This window comes from Pseudomonas sp. HR1, from assembly GCF_030175875.1.
Lineage (GTDB): Bacteria > Pseudomonadota > Gammaproteobacteria > Pseudomonadales > Pseudomonadaceae > Chryseomonas > Chryseomonas oryzihabitans.
The window spans coordinates 217,660-237,377 of sequence record NZ_JASNRF010000002.1 but is presented as its reverse complement, the minus strand read 5'-3'; the positions used below and the strand labels follow the sequence as shown (position 1 = coordinate 237,377).

General features: G+C 68.9%; 22 protein-coding genes and 1 other RNA gene. 7 read left to right on the top strand and 16 right to left on the bottom strand.

The genetic code is table 11. The features are described 5' to 3' along the window. Positions 1-12: 12 nt before the first annotated feature. Positions 13-465, bottom strand: a complete 453-nt coding sequence (locus QKY98_RS08455) for a type 1 periplasmic-binding domain-containing protein (protein WP_284670675.1) — start codon at positions 463-465, stop codon at positions 13-15. 211 nt (positions 466-676) lie between these two features. Here QKY98_RS08455 and QKY98_RS08450 point away from each other — a divergent pair, with 211 nt between their 5' ends. Then, the gene (locus QKY98_RS08450; RefSeq protein WP_042133866.1) at positions 677-958 is read left to right on the top strand and encodes a hypothetical protein; all 282 of its coding nucleotides are present in this window, start codon (positions 677-679) and stop codon (positions 956-958) included. 9 nt (positions 959-967) lie between these two features. On the opposite strand, the gene QKY98_RS08445 is transcribed toward QKY98_RS08450, so the two are convergent. The 3 genes from QKY98_RS08445 to QKY98_RS08435 are packed head-to-tail and all read right to left on the bottom strand — an operon-like array spanning position 968 to position 3,942. Then, a complete protein-coding gene (locus QKY98_RS08445; RefSeq protein ID WP_284670674.1) occupies positions 968-1,282 on the bottom strand; it encodes an AtuA-related protein in 315 nt (104 codons plus the stop codon). After that, positions 1,279-2,631 carry an acyclic terpene utilization AtuA family protein gene (locus QKY98_RS08440; RefSeq protein ID WP_284670673.1) on the bottom strand — a complete coding sequence of 451 codons (1,353 nt, stop codon included), beginning with the start codon at positions 2,629-2,631 and terminating at the stop codon, positions 1,279-1,281. The genes QKY98_RS08445 and QKY98_RS08440 overlap by 4 nt, the downstream gene beginning before the upstream one ends. Further along, positions 2,632-3,942, bottom strand: coding sequence for a CitMHS family transporter (locus tag QKY98_RS08435; RefSeq protein WP_284670672.1), 1,311 nt, complete (start codon positions 3,940-3,942; stop codon positions 2,632-2,634). 128 nt (positions 3,943-4,070) lie between these two features. Here QKY98_RS08435 and QKY98_RS08430 point away from each other — a divergent pair, with 128 nt between their 5' ends. Beyond that, positions 4,071-4,952 (top strand): LysR family transcriptional regulator, encoded by an 882-nt coding sequence (locus tag QKY98_RS08430; protein ID WP_150338733.1) that lies wholly within the window; start codon positions 4,071-4,073, stop codon positions 4,950-4,952. On the opposite strand, the gene QKY98_RS08425 is transcribed toward QKY98_RS08430, so the two are convergent. Continuing rightward, positions 4,949-5,860, bottom strand: a complete 912-nt coding sequence (locus QKY98_RS08425; RefSeq protein ID WP_077172713.1) for a LysR substrate-binding domain-containing protein — start codon at positions 5,858-5,860, stop codon at positions 4,949-4,951. The two genes, QKY98_RS08430 and QKY98_RS08425, sit on opposite strands and share 4 nt — an antisense overlap. A gap of 194 nt (positions 5,861-6,054) precedes the next feature. Between QKY98_RS08425 and QKY98_RS08420 the strand changes: the two genes are divergently transcribed. The 5 genes from QKY98_RS08420 (at position 6,055) to QKY98_RS08400 (ending at position 11,082) form a co-directional block, all read left to right on the top strand. Continuing rightward, on the top strand, positions 6,055-6,804 hold the full coding sequence (locus QKY98_RS08420) for an SDR family NAD(P)-dependent oxidoreductase (RefSeq protein ID WP_284670938.1): 750 nt from the start codon (positions 6,055-6,057) through the stop codon (positions 6,802-6,804). Positions 6,805-6,881: 77 nt separating this feature from the next. Next, the gene (locus tag QKY98_RS08415; RefSeq protein ID WP_007158548.1) at positions 6,882-8,180 is read left to right on the top strand and encodes an MFS transporter; all 1,299 of its coding nucleotides are present in this window, start codon (positions 6,882-6,884) and stop codon (positions 8,178-8,180) included. A gap of 14 nt (positions 8,181-8,194) precedes the next feature. After that, complete coding sequence (locus tag QKY98_RS08410) at positions 8,195-9,043, top strand: transketolase (protein WP_284670671.1); 849 nt, start codon at positions 8,195-8,197, stop codon at positions 9,041-9,043. Further along, the gene (locus QKY98_RS08405) at positions 9,043-10,038 is read left to right on the top strand and encodes a transketolase family protein (protein ID WP_007158546.1); all 996 of its coding nucleotides are present in this window, start codon (positions 9,043-9,045) and stop codon (positions 10,036-10,038) included. Before QKY98_RS08410 ends, QKY98_RS08405 begins: the two co-directional genes overlap by 1 nt. A 135-nt stretch (positions 10,039-10,173) precedes the next feature. Next, complete coding sequence (locus tag QKY98_RS08400) at positions 10,174-11,082, top strand: LysR family transcriptional regulator (RefSeq protein WP_284670670.1); 909 nt, start codon at positions 10,174-10,176, stop codon at positions 11,080-11,082. A 3-nt stretch (positions 11,083-11,085) separates the two neighbouring features. On the opposite strand, the gene QKY98_RS08395 is transcribed toward QKY98_RS08400, so the two are convergent. The 11 genes from QKY98_RS08395 to QKY98_RS08345 form a co-directional block, all read right to left on the bottom strand. Further along, positions 11,086-11,177: non-coding RNA, sX9 sRNA (locus QKY98_RS08395), on the bottom strand. Between the two features lie 61 nt (positions 11,178-11,238). Then, complete coding sequence (gene madM / locus QKY98_RS08390) at positions 11,239-12,003, bottom strand: malonate transporter subunit MadM (RefSeq protein WP_027602155.1); 765 nt, start codon at positions 12,001-12,003, stop codon at positions 11,239-11,241. Position 12,004: 1 nt separating this feature from the next. Beyond that, a complete protein-coding gene (madL, locus tag QKY98_RS08385) occupies positions 12,005-12,439 on the bottom strand; it encodes a malonate transporter subunit MadL (RefSeq protein ID WP_144944850.1) in 435 nt (144 codons plus the stop codon). A 223-nt stretch (positions 12,440-12,662) separates the two neighbouring features. Further along, positions 12,663-13,598, bottom strand: a complete 936-nt coding sequence (gene mdcH / locus QKY98_RS08380) for a malonate decarboxylase subunit epsilon (protein WP_284670669.1) — start codon at positions 13,596-13,598, stop codon at positions 12,663-12,665. Further along, the gene (locus QKY98_RS08375; protein ID WP_044342098.1) at positions 13,595-14,215 is read right to left on the bottom strand and encodes a malonate decarboxylase holo-ACP synthase; all 621 of its coding nucleotides are present in this window, start codon (positions 14,213-14,215) and stop codon (positions 13,595-13,597) included. The genes mdcH and QKY98_RS08375 overlap by 4 nt, the downstream gene beginning before the upstream one ends. A 14-nt stretch (positions 14,216-14,229) precedes the next feature. Next, positions 14,230-15,045: a biotin-independent malonate decarboxylase subunit gamma gene (gene mdcE / locus QKY98_RS08370; protein WP_284670668.1), complete on the bottom strand. Its 816-nt coding sequence runs from the start codon at positions 15,043-15,045 to the stop codon at positions 14,230-14,232. Continuing rightward, the gene (locus tag QKY98_RS08365) at positions 15,042-15,908 is read right to left on the bottom strand and encodes a biotin-independent malonate decarboxylase subunit beta (RefSeq protein WP_284670667.1); all 867 of its coding nucleotides are present in this window, start codon (positions 15,906-15,908) and stop codon (positions 15,042-15,044) included. Before QKY98_RS08365 ends, mdcE begins: the two co-directional genes overlap by 4 nt. Further along, positions 15,901-16,215: a malonate decarboxylase subunit delta gene (locus QKY98_RS08360; RefSeq protein ID WP_027599548.1), complete on the bottom strand. Its 315-nt coding sequence runs from the start codon at positions 16,213-16,215 to the stop codon at positions 15,901-15,903. Before QKY98_RS08360 ends, QKY98_RS08365 begins: the two co-directional genes overlap by 8 nt. Continuing rightward, positions 16,215-17,072 carry a triphosphoribosyl-dephospho-CoA synthase gene (locus QKY98_RS08355; protein ID WP_284670666.1) on the bottom strand — a complete coding sequence of 286 codons (858 nt, stop codon included), beginning with the start codon at positions 17,070-17,072 and terminating at the stop codon, positions 16,215-16,217. Before QKY98_RS08355 ends, QKY98_RS08360 begins: the two co-directional genes overlap by 1 nt. Beyond that, a complete protein-coding gene (gene mdcA / locus QKY98_RS08350) occupies positions 17,072-18,748 on the bottom strand; it encodes a malonate decarboxylase subunit alpha (protein WP_284670665.1) in 1,677 nt (558 codons plus the stop codon). The genes QKY98_RS08355 and mdcA overlap by 1 nt, the downstream gene beginning before the upstream one ends. Before the next feature lie 129 nt (positions 18,749-18,877). Further along, positions 18,878-19,588 carry a YfdX family protein gene (locus QKY98_RS08345; protein WP_284670664.1) on the bottom strand — a complete coding sequence of 237 codons (711 nt, stop codon included), beginning with the start codon at positions 19,586-19,588 and terminating at the stop codon, positions 18,878-18,880. Positions 19,589-19,718: the final 130 nt, after the last annotated feature.

Sequence of the window (19,718 nt, the reverse complement as noted above, 5' to 3'; positions counted from 1 at the left end):
TGGACGTCCCAGCTAGTGCCAAGACGCGCTATCTGCCTCGGTACGCGCTTCGGGACCGGTGATGGTCAGCGAGGGTAGCGCGCCAGGGTAGAGGGCGGTCTGGAGTGTCTGGGCCAGGATAGCCCGGGTGCAGAGCAGGGCGGTCGGAGCAGCGCCTTGCAGGCGGGTGGCGAGCTCCGGCCCACACAGGATGGCTGCCGGATCGAGCTCCAGGCAGGGCAACAGGGGCAACCCCTCCGCCAGCATGACCTGACTGTGAGCCTGCAAGTCGGCGATTGGCGGCTCACCGGCGGTGACCAGCAGGATTCGTCGATGCCCAAGCGCGATCAGCCGCTGGGTGGCCAGCGCGATGCGCTGGCCGTGCGCCTCGGCGGAGCGGCAGTGGCCTAAATCGGTAGTGAGCGCGAGCCGCTGCGATGGCGTGGCGAAAGGATCGAGCGGGCGGATGGCGGGACGAGTATCCATGGATGGGCCTCTGCCACGGCGTGGTGGTCAAGAGGTCCAGCGTGCCGGTAGTGGATGGCAGCTTCATGACAACCTCGCATCCGTTGATGCCCCCGTGCCCGAGTGAACGGAGGGCATTTCCCGTCGGCGGACAGGCCCCGAATAGAGACCTTGCGTTCTTCACCGAGGCGGCTAGCCTGAACAGGGTGACGTTCCTCCGGGAGCCCTGCTGATGGACAGGTTGCATGAACGCTTGGCCCAACTCGATCCGCCCGTGCGCCACGAGCTGGAGCGGCGCAGCGACGGCTTGCTGATCACCCTCATCGAGGCCGATCACAATGTGCGGGTGTCGCGCCTGCTGAAGGCGGACGACATGCGTGAGGTGGAGCAGGTCAATCTGATCCTGCTGCACGCCATCAACGAACTCAGACGCAAGGGGGCCCAGGTACCCCTCGACAAGGACACCGTTCTGCTGACGCGGCTGCCCTGCGCGGGGGTCGGTACTCCAGGTTGAGCGGCGTCTCTAGTCCTCCAGTTCCAGATCCAGCAGCGCCGCACCCAGGCCCTTGCCGTGGGCGTCCAGCGCCAGCGAGCGGGTGACGCCGCCGCGCAGGGCACCGGGCAGCACGAAGTTCAGCGCGCCCAGGGCCGGCAATTCGTAGCGGCGCACCGGCGCGGCAGCGGCTGGGCGACTGTCGGCGAACCAGGCGGCGACCCGTTCCGCGGTGAGCGCCTGGCGCAGGCGGTCGAAGTCTTCGCGGCGATAGGCGATCACCGCCATGTTCGAAATGTCCCCCTTGTCGCCGGTACGGACGTGGGCGATCTCGCGCAATTTCATGGCAACGTCTCCAGCTCCAGGGTAGGGGTGACGGCCGCACGCGGCCACAGCAGCGAGGCCACGGCGATCACCTCGCGGACCGCCTTGGTGGCGCCGCCACCGCCAGCCGGGCCATTGGTGTACAGGGTTTCCACCTCGTTGCCGATCTGCACCGCCGCCGCCCGGTTGGCGCAGCGGCCGACGACGCGCAGGCGCACCTCCCAGGGTTCGCCGCTGGCCCGGGCCGCTAAGGTGGCGCCGTGCAGGGCGTCCCAGCCGACCAGTTCGCAGCGCAGCTCTTCCACCGGTACACCACAGAGTTGCAGGCGTTCGCGCACCACGTCAGCCGCCAGCCTGGCCCGGCCCACGGCACCCGGGCCGGCGTAGGAGATCTGGCCTTCGCCATGCCAGCCGTCGCGATAGCCCACCGAGACCTTGAGCTGTTCCGGGCGCGGCTTGCCCCGGGCCCCGCTGACCGCGACCCGGTCGGGTGCGGACTGCTCCAGGGCGACGCTGGAAAAGTCGGCGGTCACGTCCGGCGTCAGATAGGCCGCCGGGTCATGCACCTCGTAGAGCAACTGCTCGGTACAGGTCGCCGGGGTCACGCAGCCACCGGAGCCGGCCACCTTGGTCAGGGTCGCCTGGCCGTCGGCGTCCACCTCGGCCAGGGGAAAGCCCAGGCGGGCGAGGTCGGGGACGTCCTTGTAGCCAGGGTCGGCGAAGTAGCCGCCGGTGACCTGGCCGGCGCATTCCAGCAGGTGGCCGACCAGGGTGCCGCGTCCGCGACGCTCCCAGTCATCTGCCGCCCAGCCAAATTCATGCACCAGCGGCGCCAGGAACAGCGAGGGATCGGCCACCCGCCCGGTGATGATGACATCGGCGTCCGCCTGCAGGGCCTGGACGATGCCTTCCACGCCCAGGTAGGCGTTGGCCGAGATCAATCGGTCGCCCAGTTCGGCCAGGGTCTGGCCGTTGTCCAGCCGGGCGTCGGCGGGCAACTGGGCCAGCACGTCGTCGCCGGCCACAGCGGCGATCTTCAGACCGGTTACGCCCAGCTCCCGCGCCAGGGCCGCGACCTTGCGCGCCGCGGCGGAGGGATGGGCGGCGCCCATGTTGGTGACTACCCGCAGGCGCGGCCGTCCGGCCTTATTCAGCAGCGGCAGGATACGGCGCATCCTGGCTTCCAGCAGCGGATCGAAACCTGCCTCGGGATCGGCCAGCCGCGCCTGTTGCGCCAGGGCGATGGTGCGTTCGGCCAGGCATTCGAAGACCAGGTAGTCGAGCCGGCCATGCTCGGCCAGTTCCACGGCGGGTTCGATGCGATCGCCGGAATAGCCGGCGCCGCAGCCGATGCGAAGAAGACGGCTCATCTAGAAGACTCCCAGGAGCAGGGCGGTCAGGGTCATCAGTACCGAGGCCGCGAACAGGAAGGGGATGGTGAAGCGCTGATGATCGGCCAGGTCCAGCTTGCACAGGCCCACCAGCAGGAAGGTCGCCGGGGTCAGGGGGCTGACCGGGAAACCGGTGGTGTGCACCCCGAGCAGCGAGGCCTGGGCAACCTGCACTGGATCGACGCCCAGGTTGCGGCCGACCTCCGCAATCACCGGCATGACGCCGAAGTAGAAGGAATCCGGATCGAACAGGAGGCTCAGCGGCATGGAGAGGAAACCCACCACCGCCGGGATCAGCTGGCCATGTCCGGCGGGGATGCCGGCCACCGCCACCTGGGCCATGGCCTTGAGCATGCCGCTGCCCTGCATGATGCCGGTGAAGACCCCGGCGGCGAAGAGGATGCTGGCCATGGTCAGGGCGGTCTTGGCATGGGCGTCGATGCGCGCCTTCTGGGCGTCCACCGAGGGGTAGTTCAGGCACAGCGCGGCCACGGTGCCAAGCATGAACATCACCACTGGATCGACCCAGCCGGCGATCATCACGGCCATCACCACCAGGGTCAGCAGCAGGTTGATCCAGAAGCGCTGCGGGCGACGCAAGGCACGCTCGGCCTCGCTGAGCACCCGCTCCGGCGCGGCACCGGCGCCACCGCCGGCCAGCCACGGCGCCTGGCCGGCCAGGGTCAGGCGCTTCTCCTCGCGCCGCCCGAGCCACCAGGCGCTGGCGAAGACGAAGGCCAGGCCCACCAGCTGCACCGGGATCAGCGGCTGGAACAGATCGGCCACCGGCACGTGCAGGGCGGCCGACGAGCGCAGCACCGGCCCGGTCCAGGGCAGGAAGTTGACCCCGGCGGCCATGGCCGCCACGCAGGCGAGGATGCGCCGGTCCAGTCCCAGGCGGGTATAGAGCGGCAGCATGGCGGGAATGGTCACCAGGAAGGTCACCGCGCCGGAGCCGTCCAGGTGCACCAGCAGGGCGAGCAGGGCGCTGCCGCAGACGATGCGCGTCGGCCGGGTGCCGACGGTGCGCAGGATGCGGTCGATGATGGGATCGAGCATCCCGGCGTCGGTCATGATGCCGAAGAACAGGATGGCGAAGACGAACATGCCGATCACCGGGGCGACACCCTTGATGCCGGCGATGATGAAGGCGCTGGTGCCCAGGCCGAAGCCACCGATCAGGGCCGCGGCGATGGGGATGACGATCAGGGCGACCAGGGGCGAGACGCGTTTGCTCATGACCGCAACGAGCAACGCGAGAATGGTGACGACACCGAGCAGGGCGAGCATGGCGGACTCCTTGGACCGTGGCGCGGCAGGCGGGCGCACGGGAGGTTTTGTTGTTGTGGGTCCAGTATTCGAAGACGTCCGATGTCCTGTAAATTGGAATCTTCCGAAGCAGCGTTCAGAAAAACAAAATGAAGAATCTGCTCCAGCATGTGCAGGCCTTTCTCGCCGTGGCCCGCCAGGGCTCCTTCGCCCGGGCGGCGGAGGAGTTGCACCTGTCACCCCCGGCGCTCACCGTGCAGATCCAGCAACTCGAAGCCTGGCTGGAGGTGCAACTGCTGGAGCGCACCCCGCGGCGGGTCCAGCTGACCACCGCCGGGGAAGAATTGCGCGGCCCCCTGGAGCGCATCCTGGTGGACCTGGGCGATGTCCAGACCCACGCCCGGGACCTGGCCGGCCTGCGCCGCGGACGGATCACCCTGGCGGCCTTGCCGTCCTTTTTCATGGGACCCTTTCCCGAGTTGCTGAAAACCTTCCAGGCGCGTCATCCGGCCATCGAGGTCCGCCTGCAGGACGTGGTGGCCGGCCGGGTCGAGGCGCTGGTCAGGGAAGGGCAGGTGGACCTGGGCATCGGCGTCCGCCCACGGGCCGTAGGCCTGGACTTCCAGCCGCTGTACGTCGATCACCTGCAGCTGTTCGTCCCCCGCGACCATCCCTGGGCAGGCCGCACCGAAATCACCCTGGCCGAACTCGACGCCGTGCCCTTGCTGCTTACCGGGCGCGACAGCAGCGTGCGCGAATGCCTGGACTTCGCCTTCGCCGCCGCCGGCCTGCGCCTGGTGGCGGCCCTGGAGGCCAACTACATGAGCACCCTGCTGGCCCTGGTAGCGGCCGGCCAGGGCCTGGCCTTGCTGCCGGAATCGGCGGGTGGCGAGGCCCCGGTGGTGGCCCTGCCGGTCCGCGGCGAGAGCCTGGCCCGGCCGCTGGGCATCCTGACCCCCACCGGCCGCAGCCTCACCCCGGCGGCCCAGGCCTTCGTCGACTTGCTCAGGGAGCGGCTGCAGGTGCTCTAGTACTCGAAGGGCTGGCCCAGTTCCTGTTGCAGCCAGTCCAGAAAGCGCCGCACCCGGGCGTAGCGCGAGTGCGCCCGGGGAAACACCAGATGGTGAGCGGCCACCGGCAGGTCGTCATCCTGAGGCAGCACCCGCACCAGATCACCGCGGGCCAGATAGTCCGCTGCCAGCACCGTGCTCTCCAAGGCGAAGCCCAGGCCATGGCGGGCGGCTTCCAGGGTCATGTAGGAGCGATCGAAACTCAGGGTATAGGGGCGTTCCGGCAGCGCCAGGCCCTGCTGGGCGAACCAGTTGGGCCACTTCATCAGAGTGGCCTCGGACAGGATCAGCTCGCTGTGCAGCAGATCCGCCGGCGAGTGGATCGGACGTTTTTCCAGCAACTGCGGCGCGGCCAGGACCGCCAGGCGCTCGCGCTGCAGGGTGCGGATCTCCAGGTTCGGCCAGCTGGGCAGGCCGTGGCGGATGTCGATGTCCACCTTGTCGCGGCTGAAGTGCAGGGATTCGTAGGAGCAGGAGAGATTGATCTGCAGGTCGGGATGGCTCTGGCGGAACTGTTCCAGCCGTGGCATCAGCCAGAGCAGGCCGAAGCTCGGCGCCGAGTGCAGGCGCAGGCATTCCAGGCCGGCATCGCTGGCGGCGCGATCCGTGGCCATGGCCAGCCGGTGCAGCACCTCGCTGACCTCTTCGAGGTATTGCTCCCCGGCCGGGGTCAGGGTCATGCCGCGCGCGCCGCGGACGAAGAGGGCGCGCCCCACCAGGGCTTCGAGCTTGGCCAACTGATGGCTGACCGCCGAGGGCGTCAGCGCCAGTTGCTCGGCCGCGCGGGCGACGTTGGCGAAGCGGGCGGTCTGCTCGAAGGCTTGAAGGGCTTTCAGGGGTGGCAGGGAAAGCGTCTTGCCGGAATCCATGAGTTGCGGGTCCTGTGGCCAGTTCGAGGTCGATTCTCAGGTGGTAAGACCCGACTGCCAAGCCGCAGGCATGAATTTTATTCAGCACGGTCTGACGCAGGCTGCGTTGCTGGGGCCCTGGGGCGGGGGCACTCTGGCCCTCAGCGAAAGCCCTCCACAACAACAAGAAGGATAGCGTCATGCCCCTGCATTCCCTGCTGCTGCAAGACAAGATCGCCCTCGTCACCGGTGCCGCCTCCGCCCGCGGCATCGGTCGAGCCACGGCCCAGGCCTTCGCCGCCCAGGGCGCGCGGGTTATCATCCTCGACCTCGATGCCAGCGCCGCGCGGGATGCCGCTGCCAGCCTCGGCGAAGGTCACCTGGGCCTGGCGGCCAACGTGGCCGACGAAGCCCAGGTCAGGGCCGCGGTCGACCAGGCGCTCGCCCACTACGGTCGCCTCGACGTGCTGGTCAACAACGCCGGCATCACCCAGCCCGTGAAGACCCTGGAGATCGGCCGCGCCGACTACGACCGCATCCTCGACGTCAACCTGCGCGGCACCCTGCTGATGTCCCAGGCGGTGATCCCGGCCATGCGCGAGCAGGGGGGTGGCAGCATCGTCTGCCTGTCCTCGGTGTCCGCCCAGCGTGGTGGTGGCATCTTCGGCGGTCCCCACTACAGCGCCGCCAAGGCCGGGGTGCTGGGCCTGGCCAGGGCCATGGCGCGGGAATTCGGGCCGGACGGCATCCGCGTGAATGCCCTGACTCCCGGCCTGATCCAGACCGATATCACCGGCGGGCTGATGCACGACGAGCGCCGCCAGTCGATCATCGACGGCATCCCCCTGGGTCGCCTGGGCGAGCCCAGGGACGTGGCCAATGCCGCGCTGTTCCTGGCCAGCGATCTCTCCGGCTACCTGACCGGCGTCACCCTGGACGTCAACGGCGGCATGCTGATCCACTGATCGCCCCCTCGTTTTCAACGCTCTGCATCGACAAGGGCGCCGCGTCTGCGGCGTCCATAACAACAAGAGATCAGACCATGACTACGCTCACCCTGGCAGCGGCCACCTCGGCGCGCGCCAACGCCTATCGCAAGACCGCCTGGCGGCTGATGCCCTTCCTGATGCTGTGCTACTTCTGCGCCTATCTGGACCGGGTCAACGTCGGCTTCGCCAAGCTGCAGATGATGAACGACCTGGCCCTGAGCGAAGCCGTCTACGGCCTCGGCGCCGGCATGTTCTTCCTCGGCTATTTTCTCTGCGAGGTGCCCAGCAACATCATCCTGCACAAGGTCGGCGCCCGCCGCTGGATCGCCCGCATCATGATCACCTGGGGCATCCTTTCCGGGATGTTCGCCTTCGTCGAGACGGCCTGGCAGTTCTACCTGCTGCGCTTCCTACTCGGCGTAGCCGAGGCCGGCCTGGCGCCGGGCCTGCTGCTCTATCTCACCTACTGGTTTCCTTCCTACCGCCGCGCCCGCATGACGGTGCTCTGGTTCGTCGCCATTCCGCTGTCGGGCATGATCGGCGGACCGCTGTCGGGCTGGATCATGAATCAGTTCGCCGGCGTCCATGGCTGGGCCGGCTGGCAGTGGATGTTCGTCATCGAAGCCATCCCCACGGTGGTGGTGGGGCTGATGGTGCTCGGCTACCTCAAGGATGGCGTGCACCAGGCGACCTGGCTGGACGACGAGGAAAAGGCGCTGATCCAGAAGGAACTGGCCGAGGACAACCAGCACAAGACCGAGCACGCCAGCGTGCGCGACTTCATCCGTGATCGCCGGCTGTGGCTGCTGGCCGCCATCTACTTCTGCGTGGTCATGGGCCAGTACGCCATCACCTTCTGGCTGCCGACCCTGGTGCGCAATTCGGGGGTCGCCGATCCGCTGCACATCGGCCTGCTCACCAGCCTGCCCTATATGTGCGCCATCGTCGCCATGCTGCTGGCCGGGCGCAGTGGGGACAGGCACCGCGAGCGCCGCTGGCACCTGGTGATTCCCATGCTGCTGGGCGCATGTGGCCTCAGTCTCGCGGCGGTGTTCGGCCACAACGTCACCCTGTCGATCCTCAGCCTGTGCCTGGCCGCGGCCGGCATCCTCTCCGCGTCCTCGCTGTTCTGGATGCTGCCCACCACGCTGCTGGGCGGGGTCACCGCCGCCGCCGGCATCGCCGCGGTGAACAGCTTCGCCAACCTGGCCGGCTTCTGCTCGCCCTACCTGATCGGCTGGATCACCACCAGCACCGGCTCCAGCGCCATCGGCATGTTCCTCATCACCGGGGTGCTGGTGATCGGCGCCACGCTGGTCCTGCGCATTCCCGCCGCCCTGGTCAATCGCTAATCGAGGTACAGATCATGACCGCTTCTTCGCCACAACCCGCAACGCTCTCGCTGGCCGAGCGCGCCCACAACATCCGCCGCCATGCCCTGCGCATGGGCCAGGTCCAGGGCCAGGGTTATGTCGGCCAGGCCCTGGGCGTCGCCGACGTCCTGGCGGTCGCCTACTTCCATGCCCTGAGCTACCAGCCGCAGGAGCCCGAATGGGAAGGGCGCGATCGCTTCTACCTGTCCATCGGCCACTACGCCATCGCCCTCTATGCCGCGCTGATCGAGGCCGGAATCGTGCCGCAGGAAGAACTGGAGACCTATGGCTGCGACGACAGCCGCCTGCCCATGTCGGGCATGGCCGCCTACACCCCCGGCATGGAGATCACCGGCGGTTCCCTCGGCCAGGGCCTGGGCGTCGCCGTGGGCGCCTGCCTCGGCCTCAAGCGCAAGCAGTCGAAATCCTTCGTCTACAACCTGCTGTCCGATGGCGAACTCAACGAGGGCGCCACCTGGGAAGCGGCCATGTCGGCCTCCCACTGGCAGCTGGACAATCTCATCGCCCTGGTGGACGTGAACAACCAGCAGGCCGACGGCCATTGCCGCGAGATCCTCGCCTTCGAGCCCCTGGCCGAGCGCTGGCAGGCCTTCGGCTGGTTCGTCCAGCGCGTCGACGGCAACGACCGCGCGGCGTTGGTCACCGCCTTCGACCGGGCTCGCCAGCACCCGGGCGCGCAGCCCCGGATCATTCTCTGCGATACCCGCATGGGCAAGGGCGTGCCCTTCCTGGAAACCCGCGACAAGACTCACTTCATCCGCGTCGAGGCGCACGAATGGGCCCTGGCCCTCGACGCCCTGGATGCCGGGAGGGACTTCTGATGACTACCACCGCCACCAAGCCACGCCTGACCACCTCGGCGATGATCGCCAGCATCGCCGCCGAGGGCCAGCCCACGCGACCGGCTCCCTTCGGTCATGCCCTGGCGGCCCTGGCCGAACAGCGCCAGGACATCGTCGGCCTCACCGCGGACCTCGCCAAGTACACCGACCTGCACATCTTCGCCAAGGCCCATCCCGAGCGCTTCTACCAGATGGGCATGGCCGAGCAGCTGCTGATGAGCGCCGCCGCCGGTATGGCCCGCGAAGGCTGCGTGCCCTTCGCCACCACCTATGCGGTGTTCGCCTCGCGACGCGCCTACGACTTCATCTGCATGGCCATCGCCGAGGAGAATCTCAACGTCAAGATCGTCTGCGGCCTGCCCGGGCTGACCACCGGCTACGGCCCCAGCCACCAGGCCACCGACGACCTGGCGATCTTTCGCGCCATGCCCAACCTCATGGTGATCGACCCCTGCGATGCCCTGGAGATCGAGCAGGCGGTGCCGGCCATCGCCGCCCACCAGGGGCCGGTCTATATGCGCCTGCTGCGCGGCAACGTGCCCCTGGTGCTGGACCGCTACGACTACCGCTTCCAGCTCGGCAAGGCCCAGGTGGTGCGCCCCGGACGCGACGTGCTGGTGGTGTCCACCGGCCTGATGACCATGCGCGCCCTGGAGGCCGCCGAGGCCCTGGCCGCGGATGGCGTGGACGTCTCGGTGCTGCACGTACCGACCATCAAGCCACTGGACGAAGCCACCCTCCTGGCGGAAGCCCGCAAGCCGGGGCGGCTGGTGGTGGCGGCGGAGAACCATTCGCTGATCGGTGGCCTGGGCGAGGCCGTCGCGACCACCCTGTTGCGCAACGGCGTGACGCCCACCTTCCGCCAGATCGCGCTGCCCGACGCCTTCCTCGACGCCGGGGCGCTGCCGACCCTGCACGACCGCTACGGCATCTCCACCACGGCGGTCTGCCAGCAGATCAAGGGTTGGTTGTAGGGCGGGGAGTGGGCGCCTGGTTACCTCAGGGAGTGCACTGAGGAAGCCAGGCGCCGCCAGGGCGATTCGAAGACTCGACGCCGCCCGCCCATCCGGGCAAGGTGATCAGCTGTCTCTCACCGCCCGCTGGCCGCCATGTCCGATACCGATGACCTCACCCTGCGCAAGCTGGAGATCTTTCTGGCCTTCATGCGCAGTCGCAACCTGGCGCGGGCCGCCGCCGAGCTGGGCACCAGCCATGTCAGCGTGCACCGCGCCATCCATTCGCTGGAGAACGCCCTGCGCTGTCCGCTGTTCAAGCACGAGGGGCGTACCCTGACGCCGCTGGACGGCGCCTTCGTGCTGGAGGCGCGCGCCGAGCGACTGCTGCAGGACCTGGCGGAGACGGTGCGGCTCACCCGGCAGGCGGCGGGTTTTTCCGCCGATCGCTTTCGCCTGGGGGCGCTCTATTCGCTGACGGTCAAGACCGTGCCCCAACTGATCATGGGCCTCAAGCTCAGGCGCAGCGAACTCAACATCGACCTGGTGCTGGGCTCCAACGCCGATCTCGCCGAGCAGCTGCACGACTTCAAGCTGGACGCCATGCTGGTGGCCCTGGACGACGCCGTGGTAAATGCCGACTGTGAGAGTGTGGAGCTGTTCAGCGACGATATCTTTCTCGCCGCGCCCAGCGACTCGCCCTTCGCCGACCAGGCCGAGGTGGACCTGCGCGACCTCGCCGGGGTGCCCTTCGTGACCCTGACCCAGGGCTTCGCCACCTTTCGCGACGGCCGCCAGGTGTTCGCCCAGGCCGGCTTCGAGCCGGAGGTGATCATGCAGGTCAACGACATCTTCTCGCTGATGAGCATGGTCAGCTCCGGGGTGGGCTATGCGCTGCTGCCGGGGCGGGTCGAGGCGGTCTACCAGAACCGCCTCAAGCTGCTGCCCCTGGCCCCGCGCTACCGGCTGCAGCAGCGCATCGGCGCGGTCTTCCTGCGCAGCCGCGAGCGCGATCCCAATCTGCTGGCCTTCGTCGCCGAATGCCGGATGTACGCGCGTTCTTAGAGCGGCTAGTAAAGCGTAGCGAGCGGCCGTCAGGCGGGTGCGCGCGGCGCGCAGGAAGCGGACCGGGCTCGCGCACGAGTGTACGAGCGGTACATGAGGATTCCGAGCACTGCACGCGCCCGTCTGGCGGACGCGCAGCAGGTTTACCAGTTGCTCTTAGCCCACCAGCGCCCGCACGCAGAAGAACAGCAGCGACGGCCCCAGCAGGCAGCCCAGGCCGGTATGGAAGGTGGCGGTGAGGGCGCCATAGGGCACCAGGCGGCGGTCGGTGGCGGCGAGCCCCGCGGTGACGCCGCTGACGGTGCCGGCCAGACCGCCGAAGACCATCGCCGAGCGCGGGTTGTCCAGCGCCAGCAGGCGCGCCGACGCGGGCGTCGCCACCATGACGATGATCGCCTTGATCAGGCCGGTGGCGATGGACAGCGCCATGACGTCGGAGCTGGCGCCCAGGGCGGCGCCGGTCACCGGGCCGACGATGTAGGTCACCGCGCCCGCGCCTATGGTGGTCATGCTCACCGCGTCGCGGTAGCCGAAGGCCCAGGCCACGGCGGCGCCGACGATGAAGGGCAGCACGGTGCCGAGCAGCAGGGCCACGGCGCCGATCATTCCGGCCTTGCGCGCCTCGGTGGCCTGGACCTCGAAGGCGGTGGCGACGATGGCGAAGTCGCGCAGCATGGCGCCGCCCATCAGACCGATACCGGAAAACAGCGCAAGGTCGGCCAGGCCTTTCTGGCCCCCGGTGACGGTCCCGCCGACCCAGGCCAGCACCAGGCCGATGACGATGGCGATGGCCGAGCCGTGCACCCGGCCAAAGGTCAGTCGGCGCGAAAGGATCACCGAGATCCACATGATCAGGCCGATCAGCGCGAAGGCGGCGACCAGGCCGTTGTGTTGCAGGGCTTTGGTGACGATGTCGTTCATCCTAGCGACCTCCGACCGGTGCGGCATGGGTGACCGCTGTCGCGGGGGCCACGGCGGCGTCCGGCAAGGGCGGTAGCGGTTCGCCGCGATGACTGCGGCTGATCAGGGCGATGGTCAAGCCGCAGATCCCCACGGCGCCCACGGCAGCCAGCACCGCCACCGGTCCGCCGTGCAGGGCGGTAACCACGTTCTGCTGGGCCGCCATGGCCACCACCACCGGGATGTACAGCGCGCCCCAGAAGCCGACCCCGAATTCGCATTCCTTGCTCATGCCGCCATGCCGCTCCATGTAGAGTCGGGCGCAGATCAGCAGGAGCATGGCGATGCCCACCCCGCCGACGTTTGACTTGACCCCGAGCAGAACGCCCAGGAAGTCGCCGATGATGACGCCTGCAAGCATGCAGACGGCCAGGAGCGCTACACCGTAGATGATCATTGTTGTTGTCCTCGGTTGTGCTTGGGGTGGGGTGAAGCCTGGGGCAGCGCTCCCGCTCTTGCCCCCTCTCCCTGAGGGAGAGGGCAGGGGTAAGGGCAGCCGCCCTGTCTGAAGGTCTCCGTTGTTCCTGTAGGTTGGGTGTAAGCCTGGCACGGCTCCCGCTCTTACCCCCTCTCCCTCTGGGAGAGGGCCGGGGTGAGGGCGGCCGACTCGTGCGAAAAGCTCAGTCCAGTCGCGCCGCCTCCTCGCGCCGCAGCGCCTCCAGGGTGTCGGGGTGGGTATCCTGCCAGGCCAGAACACCGCTGGCGGGCAGCACGCGCCTGGCCAGTTGGGTGAGCACGCTGCCCGGCGCCAGCTCGATGGCGAGGCGCACGCCGCGCTCGCGAGCGGCTTCCAGGGTGGCGTGCCATTCGATGGGCCGCGCCATGTTGAAGGCCAGGTCGTCGCGCAGCTGCTCGGCGCGCACCAGCCGCCGTGCCGAGGTGCCGCTCAGATAGGCCAGGCGCGGCGTGCGCAGCTCCACGCCGGCGAAGGCCTGGTCCAGGGTCGTGGCAGCCTCCGCCAGCAGCGGGCAATGGGAGGGCACGCTCATGGCCAGGCGCTTGGCCGCCGCCGCGCCCTGGGTGCGCGCCGCCTCGGCCAGCACGGCCAGTCCCGCGTCGCTCCCCGCCACCACGTATTGCTGCTCGGCATTGGCGTTGGCCAGGTACAGCGGCGCGTCAGGACGGTGGTGATCATTGACCAGCTTCTCGACCGCGCCACGCCCCAGGCCAAGGATCGCCAGCATGCCGTAGCCGCTCGGATAGGCCGCCTGCATCAACTCGCCGCGCCGGGCCACCAGGCGCAGGGCATCGGCGAACTCCAGGGCCTCGGCCACCACCGCGGCGGCATAGGCGCCGATGGACAGCCCGGCCACCAGTTGCGGCGCCGGGCCGCGGCTCAAGAGCAGGCGCGCCGTGGCGACGCCGGCGATCAGCAGGCAGAGCTGCACGGCGCGGGTGTGTTCCAGGGCCTGGGCAGAGTCCAGGCTCAGTGGGTCGGTGTCCAGCACCTCGGCGGCTTCCGCCAGCGTCCGCCGGATCTCGGCGTCGTCGGGCAGAGCGTGCAGCATGTCGGGCCGCTGGGCGCCCTGGCCGGGAAACTGGAAGAGGGTACTCATGCGGCGCGCGCCTCCGGCCAGGGATCGCCTACCAGCTGGGGACCGGCGGCGGTCTTGAGCAGCACGCGTGGGGCGTTTCCGGCCCAATCGGCCAGGGCCACGCCGCCGAGCGGAGTTTCCAGCAGGATGTCCAGACGACAAAGCGCTTGCCCCTGCAGGGACGTCAGCAAGGCCCGGGCCTGGTCGCGCGACAGCGGGGTTGCGCAGCGGATCAGCAGATCCAGATCGCTCCCGGCGTGCAGCGCCGGCCAGCCGGAGGCCAATTCATAACCCGCGGCGCCGGTGGGTCCCCAGGGCAGCCCCAGGTCATCCAATAGCGGTTCGATAAAGGCCAGGGTCGAAAAGACGGGCAGGTCACGGCAATCACTGGAGACTCTCAGGGCCTCGGGTGAGAGCTGGCGTCTCACGGCAGCAGGCTCCAGTAAGGCCGCCAGCCGTTCGGCGCGGGTGGTGCCGCGCAGGCCGACCGGGATGAGGTCTGATTCGGGTACCGCACGGCGGACTACCACCGGCAGCCCGGCCTGGACAACCTCTACCGCCCAGGCCGGGGGTTCCGGCGGGAGGCCATCCGGCGTCAGGCCCCAGAGCAGGTCGTGGGGTCTGTATTGGGCTCCCATCGACCGCCCGCTCATCACGCGCTCCATCCCGCTCTCAGGCGTTCGCGCACCTCGCGAGAGGCCGCGCGATTGGCGCCATCCAGCCGCAGCCTGAGATCGGTGGCTCCGCTGGCCAGCACATCCGCCTGGGCGTCGGCCAGGGCCTGGCGCACCTGCTGCACAGCTTCGGCCGAGGGCTGGTCGGGCTGGGCCACTTCCAGCTGGCGCCAGAGCAGGCCCAGGGAGGCATAGCTGTCCAGGTCGTAGGCCATGGGCGGAATATCGGCCGCCAGGCGTTCCAGGTCCTCGACGCTGCGCAGGGTCACCCGCGCCGCCGAGGCCTTGCCCATGGCATGCACCTGCACCTGGGAATCGCGCAGGGCCAGCAGCCGATTGGCCTGGTAGCCATGGGCGAGAAAGCCACCGGACATGGCCTTGCCCACCAGCAGCCCCAGCACCGGGTGCCCGGCCAGACGCGCCTCGGCATAGGCCCCGGCGGCCCCGGCCAGGGCCTGGTGGATGCCATAGGCTTCCTCGCGGCGCCCATAGGCCTGGCTGGGCACGTCCACCAGGGCGATCAGGGTGCGTTTCACCGCGGCGTTACTATCCTCGGCGATGGCCTGTTGGATGGCCCGGGCCAGGCCCCAGCCCTCCAGCAGGCCCACCTCGCCCTGACGGGCGCGGGGAAAGGGATTTTCGGCATCCGCTACCACCGCCAGCCAGCGCGCGGGGCGTCCGGCCAGTTCGAAGTCGGCGACGCGCAGGGAGGCGGGCAGGCCGGTGACGGCCTCGCCCTGACCGGCCAAGGCCCGGAACCAGGTCAGGCCGCGTTGCGAAGGCTGGGTGCTCATGGCTGGTCTCCGGCATAGAGGTGGCGAACCGCGGCGGCGTCCGCCTGGGGACGGGTGTCGAGATCGGCGAGGTGTGCCAGATAGCGGTCGGCTTGCTGGCTGCGCAGGGGCATGGTGACGCCAGCGGCGAAACCCTGGCGGATGGCGGCGGTTACGGCGGCGCTGTCGTCAGCGACGAAGACATCGGCCAGGCCTGTGGCGACCCGCTGCTCGCCGCCGGTCAGGCTCCAGATGAAGGGGCGGTCGCGGGAATCGTATTCCTCGATCCCGGCTTCCTGCTCGATCACCTGGGGCCCGTTGAGGCCCAGGCGGGCCTCGCGGGTGACGATCAGCTGACTGCATAGCCCCGCGGCGATGGACATACCGCCAAAGCAGCCGACGCTGCCAGCGATGACGCCGATGACCGGCTGATGCGCACGCAGGGCGACGATGGCGGCCTGGATCTCGGCGATGGCCGCCAGCCCCAGGTTGGCTTCCTGCAGCCGTACACCGCCGGTTTCCAGCAGCAGCACGGCGCGGGTCGGGGTGCCGGAGAGGTTGTCTTCCAGCGCCAATTCCAGCGCCCCGGCGATCTTGGCGCCGCCCACTTCGCCCATGCTGCCGCCCTGGAAGGCACCTTCGATGGCGCAGACCACCGCCGGCTGGCCGTCGATCAGCCCCTTGGCCACCACCACGCCGTCATCGGCCTGGCAGACGATGCCCTGCCTGGGCAGCCAGGGCGACATCAGCCGCTCGAAGGGCCCGACCAGCTCGCGAAAGCTACCGGCGTCGAGCACCGTGCGCGCCCGTTCGCGGGCACCGAGTTCAACGAAGCTGCGGCTGTGCAGCAATTCCTGCACGTCGGGAAGGGTGGCTTCAGACATGGGCGGCTTCCTCCAGGTCGAGGGTTTCCAGACCTTGCTCCAGGCGCAGGCGCACCACGCCGGGGGTGGCGCCGAAGTCGTGGATGTCCAGGGTCAGGGCCGGCAGGTCGTCACGGGCGGCGAACAGCCGGTCGAAGAGGGCGCGCCAGCGCGGTTCGCTGCCATTGACCGAGGTGGTCACCCTGAGGGTGAAGTCGGCGTTGGCGGGTTCGAGGAGGACTTCGAGATCCCCCGAGCCGACGCAACCCACCAGGGCCCGACCCCGGCGGCGCTGGCTGGCCGGATAGCTGCAGCTGAAATGTTCCATCAGAGGTCTCCAGGGAGCCGTGGCTCCAGGCGATCGACGAGAAGGGTGGCGGCCAGCAGATCGGCGGCCCCACCGGGCGAGGCATTGGCGGCCAGCAACTCCCGATCCAGGGCCAGCAGCTGGCGGCGCCCGGCCAGGCTGGCGCTGCCACCGGCGTCCAGTACCGCCTGGGCACCCTGGTGCATGGCGCTGAGGGCGGCGGGGCCGCCGCGGTGCAGCACGCAGGTGTCGTCCAGCCGGGTCATGATCGCCAGCAGGGCATCCAGACGGGCGTTCTGCTCGCCGGCACCCACCTGGCGGCTGGCGCGCAGTTGCGGCAGGCCGCGCTGGTGGATGGCGGGAAAGCCGGCGGCCGCCTCGGCCCGAGCGCCGCCGACGCCATAGCGCTGGGCGACACGCTGGCCATGGCTCGGCAGAGTGCTGGGAGCATCAGGATCCGGGAGGCTAGCCAGGCGACCTGCCGCAAGGCACAAGGCCTCAGCAGAGCCAGGACGCTCATGCACGGCCGCCGTCACCAGCAGCCCCAGCGCCCAGATGGCGCCGCGATGGGTGTTGACGCCACCGGTCACGCTCAGCATCGCGGCTTCGCCATCGCGACCCAGGCGGCCGATCAGGCGGCGCAAGTCGGCCGCGGGCAGCCCCAGCTCGGCGGCTTCGGCCATGGCCTGGAAACAGGGCCTCAGCGCCTGGGCGGAGGTCAGCATCAGGCCAAGGCTGAGGTCCTGGTGGGCACCCTGGCCGCGACGATCCACCAGGGCCGGCTTGGGCGAAAGTTCGGCTTCGTCGACCAGGGCCGTCACGGCCAGGTCGGCCAGGCGTTCGGCGGGAGACGGGGCAAGACGGGCGAGGGCGGGCATCACCAGCTCCTGAATTTGGCCGGGGGTTGATAGAGGCCGCCGGACCATTCCACCAGTTCGCCGATGCTCTTGGCGGCGAGCAATTCGCGACTGGCGTCGGTGCGGCGAATGCCGAGGTCCTCGGGCAGCGCGACCAGGCCTTCCTGGCGCAGCCGCCGCGCTTCGGCCGGATCGCTGCGCAGACCGATGGCGGTGACCCCGGCCACGGCGGCGATCATCGCCCGGCGCTCTTCCAGGGAGCGGGCGCGGTAGAGATAGGCGATGCCTTCCTCGGTGAGCAGGTGGGTCACGTCGTCGCCATAGACCATGATGGGCGCCAGCGGCATGCCGCTCTTGCGCGCCACCTCCACCGCATCCAGGGTGTCGACGAAGGTGGGTTTGCCGCCTTCCTGGAAGGTCTCGACCATCTGCACCACCAGCTTCTTGCCGCGCTCCAGCAGCGCCGGGGCGCTGTCGCCCGTCTGTTGGCGCATGTCCAGCCAGGCCGGGGTGGGATGGCGGCGGCCGCGCGGGTCATGACCCATGTTGGGCGCGCCGCCAAAGCCGGCCAGGCGCCCGCGGGTCACGGTGGAGGAATGGCCATCGCCATCCACCTGCAGGGTGGCGCCGATGAAGAGGTCCACGGCGTACTGACCGGCCAGCTGGCTGAGCAGGCGGTTGGAGCGGAGCGAACCGTCCCGACCGGTAAAGAAGACGTCCGGACGCTGGGCGATATAGCCCTCCATGCCCAGCTCGGTGCCGAAGCAGTGCACGCTCTCCACCCAGCCGCTCTCGATGGCCGGGATCAAGGTGGGATGGGGATTGAGCGTCCAGTGCCGGCAGATCTTGCCCTTGAGTCCCAGGCGCTCGCCGTAGGTGGGCAGGATCAGTTCGATGGCTGCGGTGTTGAAACCGATGCCGTGGTTGAGCGACTGCACCTGGTGGCGCTCGTAGATGCCGCGGATGGCCATCATCGCCATCAGCACGTGCACCGGCTTGATATGGCGCGGATCCCGGGTGAACAAGGGTTCGATATAGAAGGGCCGGTCGGCCACCACCACGAAATCCACCCAGTCCGCGGGGATGTCGACCCGCGGCAACTCGGACACGTCGTCCACCAGCTGGTTGACCTGGACGATGACGATGCCGTCGCTGAAGGCCGCCGGCTCGATCAGCGCCGGGCTGTCCTCGGTGCTGGGGCCGGTATAGATGTTGCCGGCGCGGTCGGCCATGAAGCCGGCACTGAGCACCACCTTGGGGATGAGGTCCACCAGCAGCCGGGCATAGAGTTCGATGTAGGTGTGGATGGCGCCCACTTCCAGCAGCCCGTCTTCCAGCAGCTGGCTGATCCTCAGGCTCTGGGTGCCGGCAAAGGAGAAGTCCAGCTTGCGGGCGATGCCGCGTTCGAAGAGATCCAGGTGCTCGGCGCGACCGACGCTGGGCATGATCATGTGCAGGTCGTGCAGCCGGGCCGGATCGACCTGGGCGAGACTGCGGGAGAGGAAATCGGCCTGCTTCTGGTTGTTGCCTTCCAGCACCACCCGGTCGCCGGGGGCGAGCAGCTGTTCCAGGGCCGCGACGATGGACGCGGTGGGCAGCACCTTGCCATCGGCCAGCGCGGCCACCCGGTCCAGGCGCTGCTGCTTGTCGCGGCGGCGCCTGGTGATCCGAGCCGGTGGGTGGGATGTCGTTGTCATTGGAGTCTCCACGAATCACCTGTCGTGGAGTCACCCTAGACCTCGCTTCCCCGGCGTTCAATCAACCTGAACGCGGAATCGTTACGCTGAAGTTAACGATCCCGCCTGCATCAGGCCGCCGCGACCGGCTCAGGTCTTGTCGACCGGGGTGAACACCGTGGTGGTCTTGGAGAACCAGCCGGTGGGGGTCACGTCGACGTTGGCGTTGTCGTATCTCAGGCTGTTCTGCACCTGCTTGAGCGTCAGGTTGGCCTGCCAGTATTGCTCGTGGCCCAGCTCCTGATTGGCCCGGTGCACCAGATCCAGGGTTTCCTGGGCCGGCAGCACGGCGGTGGAGTAGTCGACGTCGACGCCGGCCACCTTGAGGATCTCGCCGGCGGCCTTGGTATCGCCCTGCTGGATCTTCTCGTTGGCCTGGGCCACGGCCTGGTTCTTGGCCGGGGTGGCGACATAGTCGTCACGCAGCGCCATGCCGCTCCAGATCGGCAGCCAGGACGTGGCCTTGGCGTCCTGCGCGGAGACCTGCATGAGTTTGCCGTCCTGACCGCGCAGGTCCCTGGCCGACTTGAGGTAGGCGGTCTTGTCGGTCTGGGCGGTCTGCAGCGCGCTCTCGGCGGCGGCCAGGTGCTGCTTGGCCTGATCGACATGGGCCTCGAAGAGGTCCTGGCGGGCGGCGACCACGTCCATGAAGGCCTGCTGTCCCTGCTGGGAGATCGCCGGCAGGGTGGCGACCTGCTGGGTGGCGATGTCGGGTCGGGTGTCGGCCAGGGCGGCGGTGGAAAACACCGAGGCGATGGTCAGGACGAGGAGGCTCTTGGCGATACGACGATTGAGGTTCATGTGCTTCTCCCGGATACGAAAGTAACTGGAACCGCGGGGGTATCGGGCAGGGTTGCGAGATACCTTGGGGTCAGTGTCCATCCGGTGAGCTTAACGAACGCTTAGCAGGCTATCGGTAGGTGTAATTCCA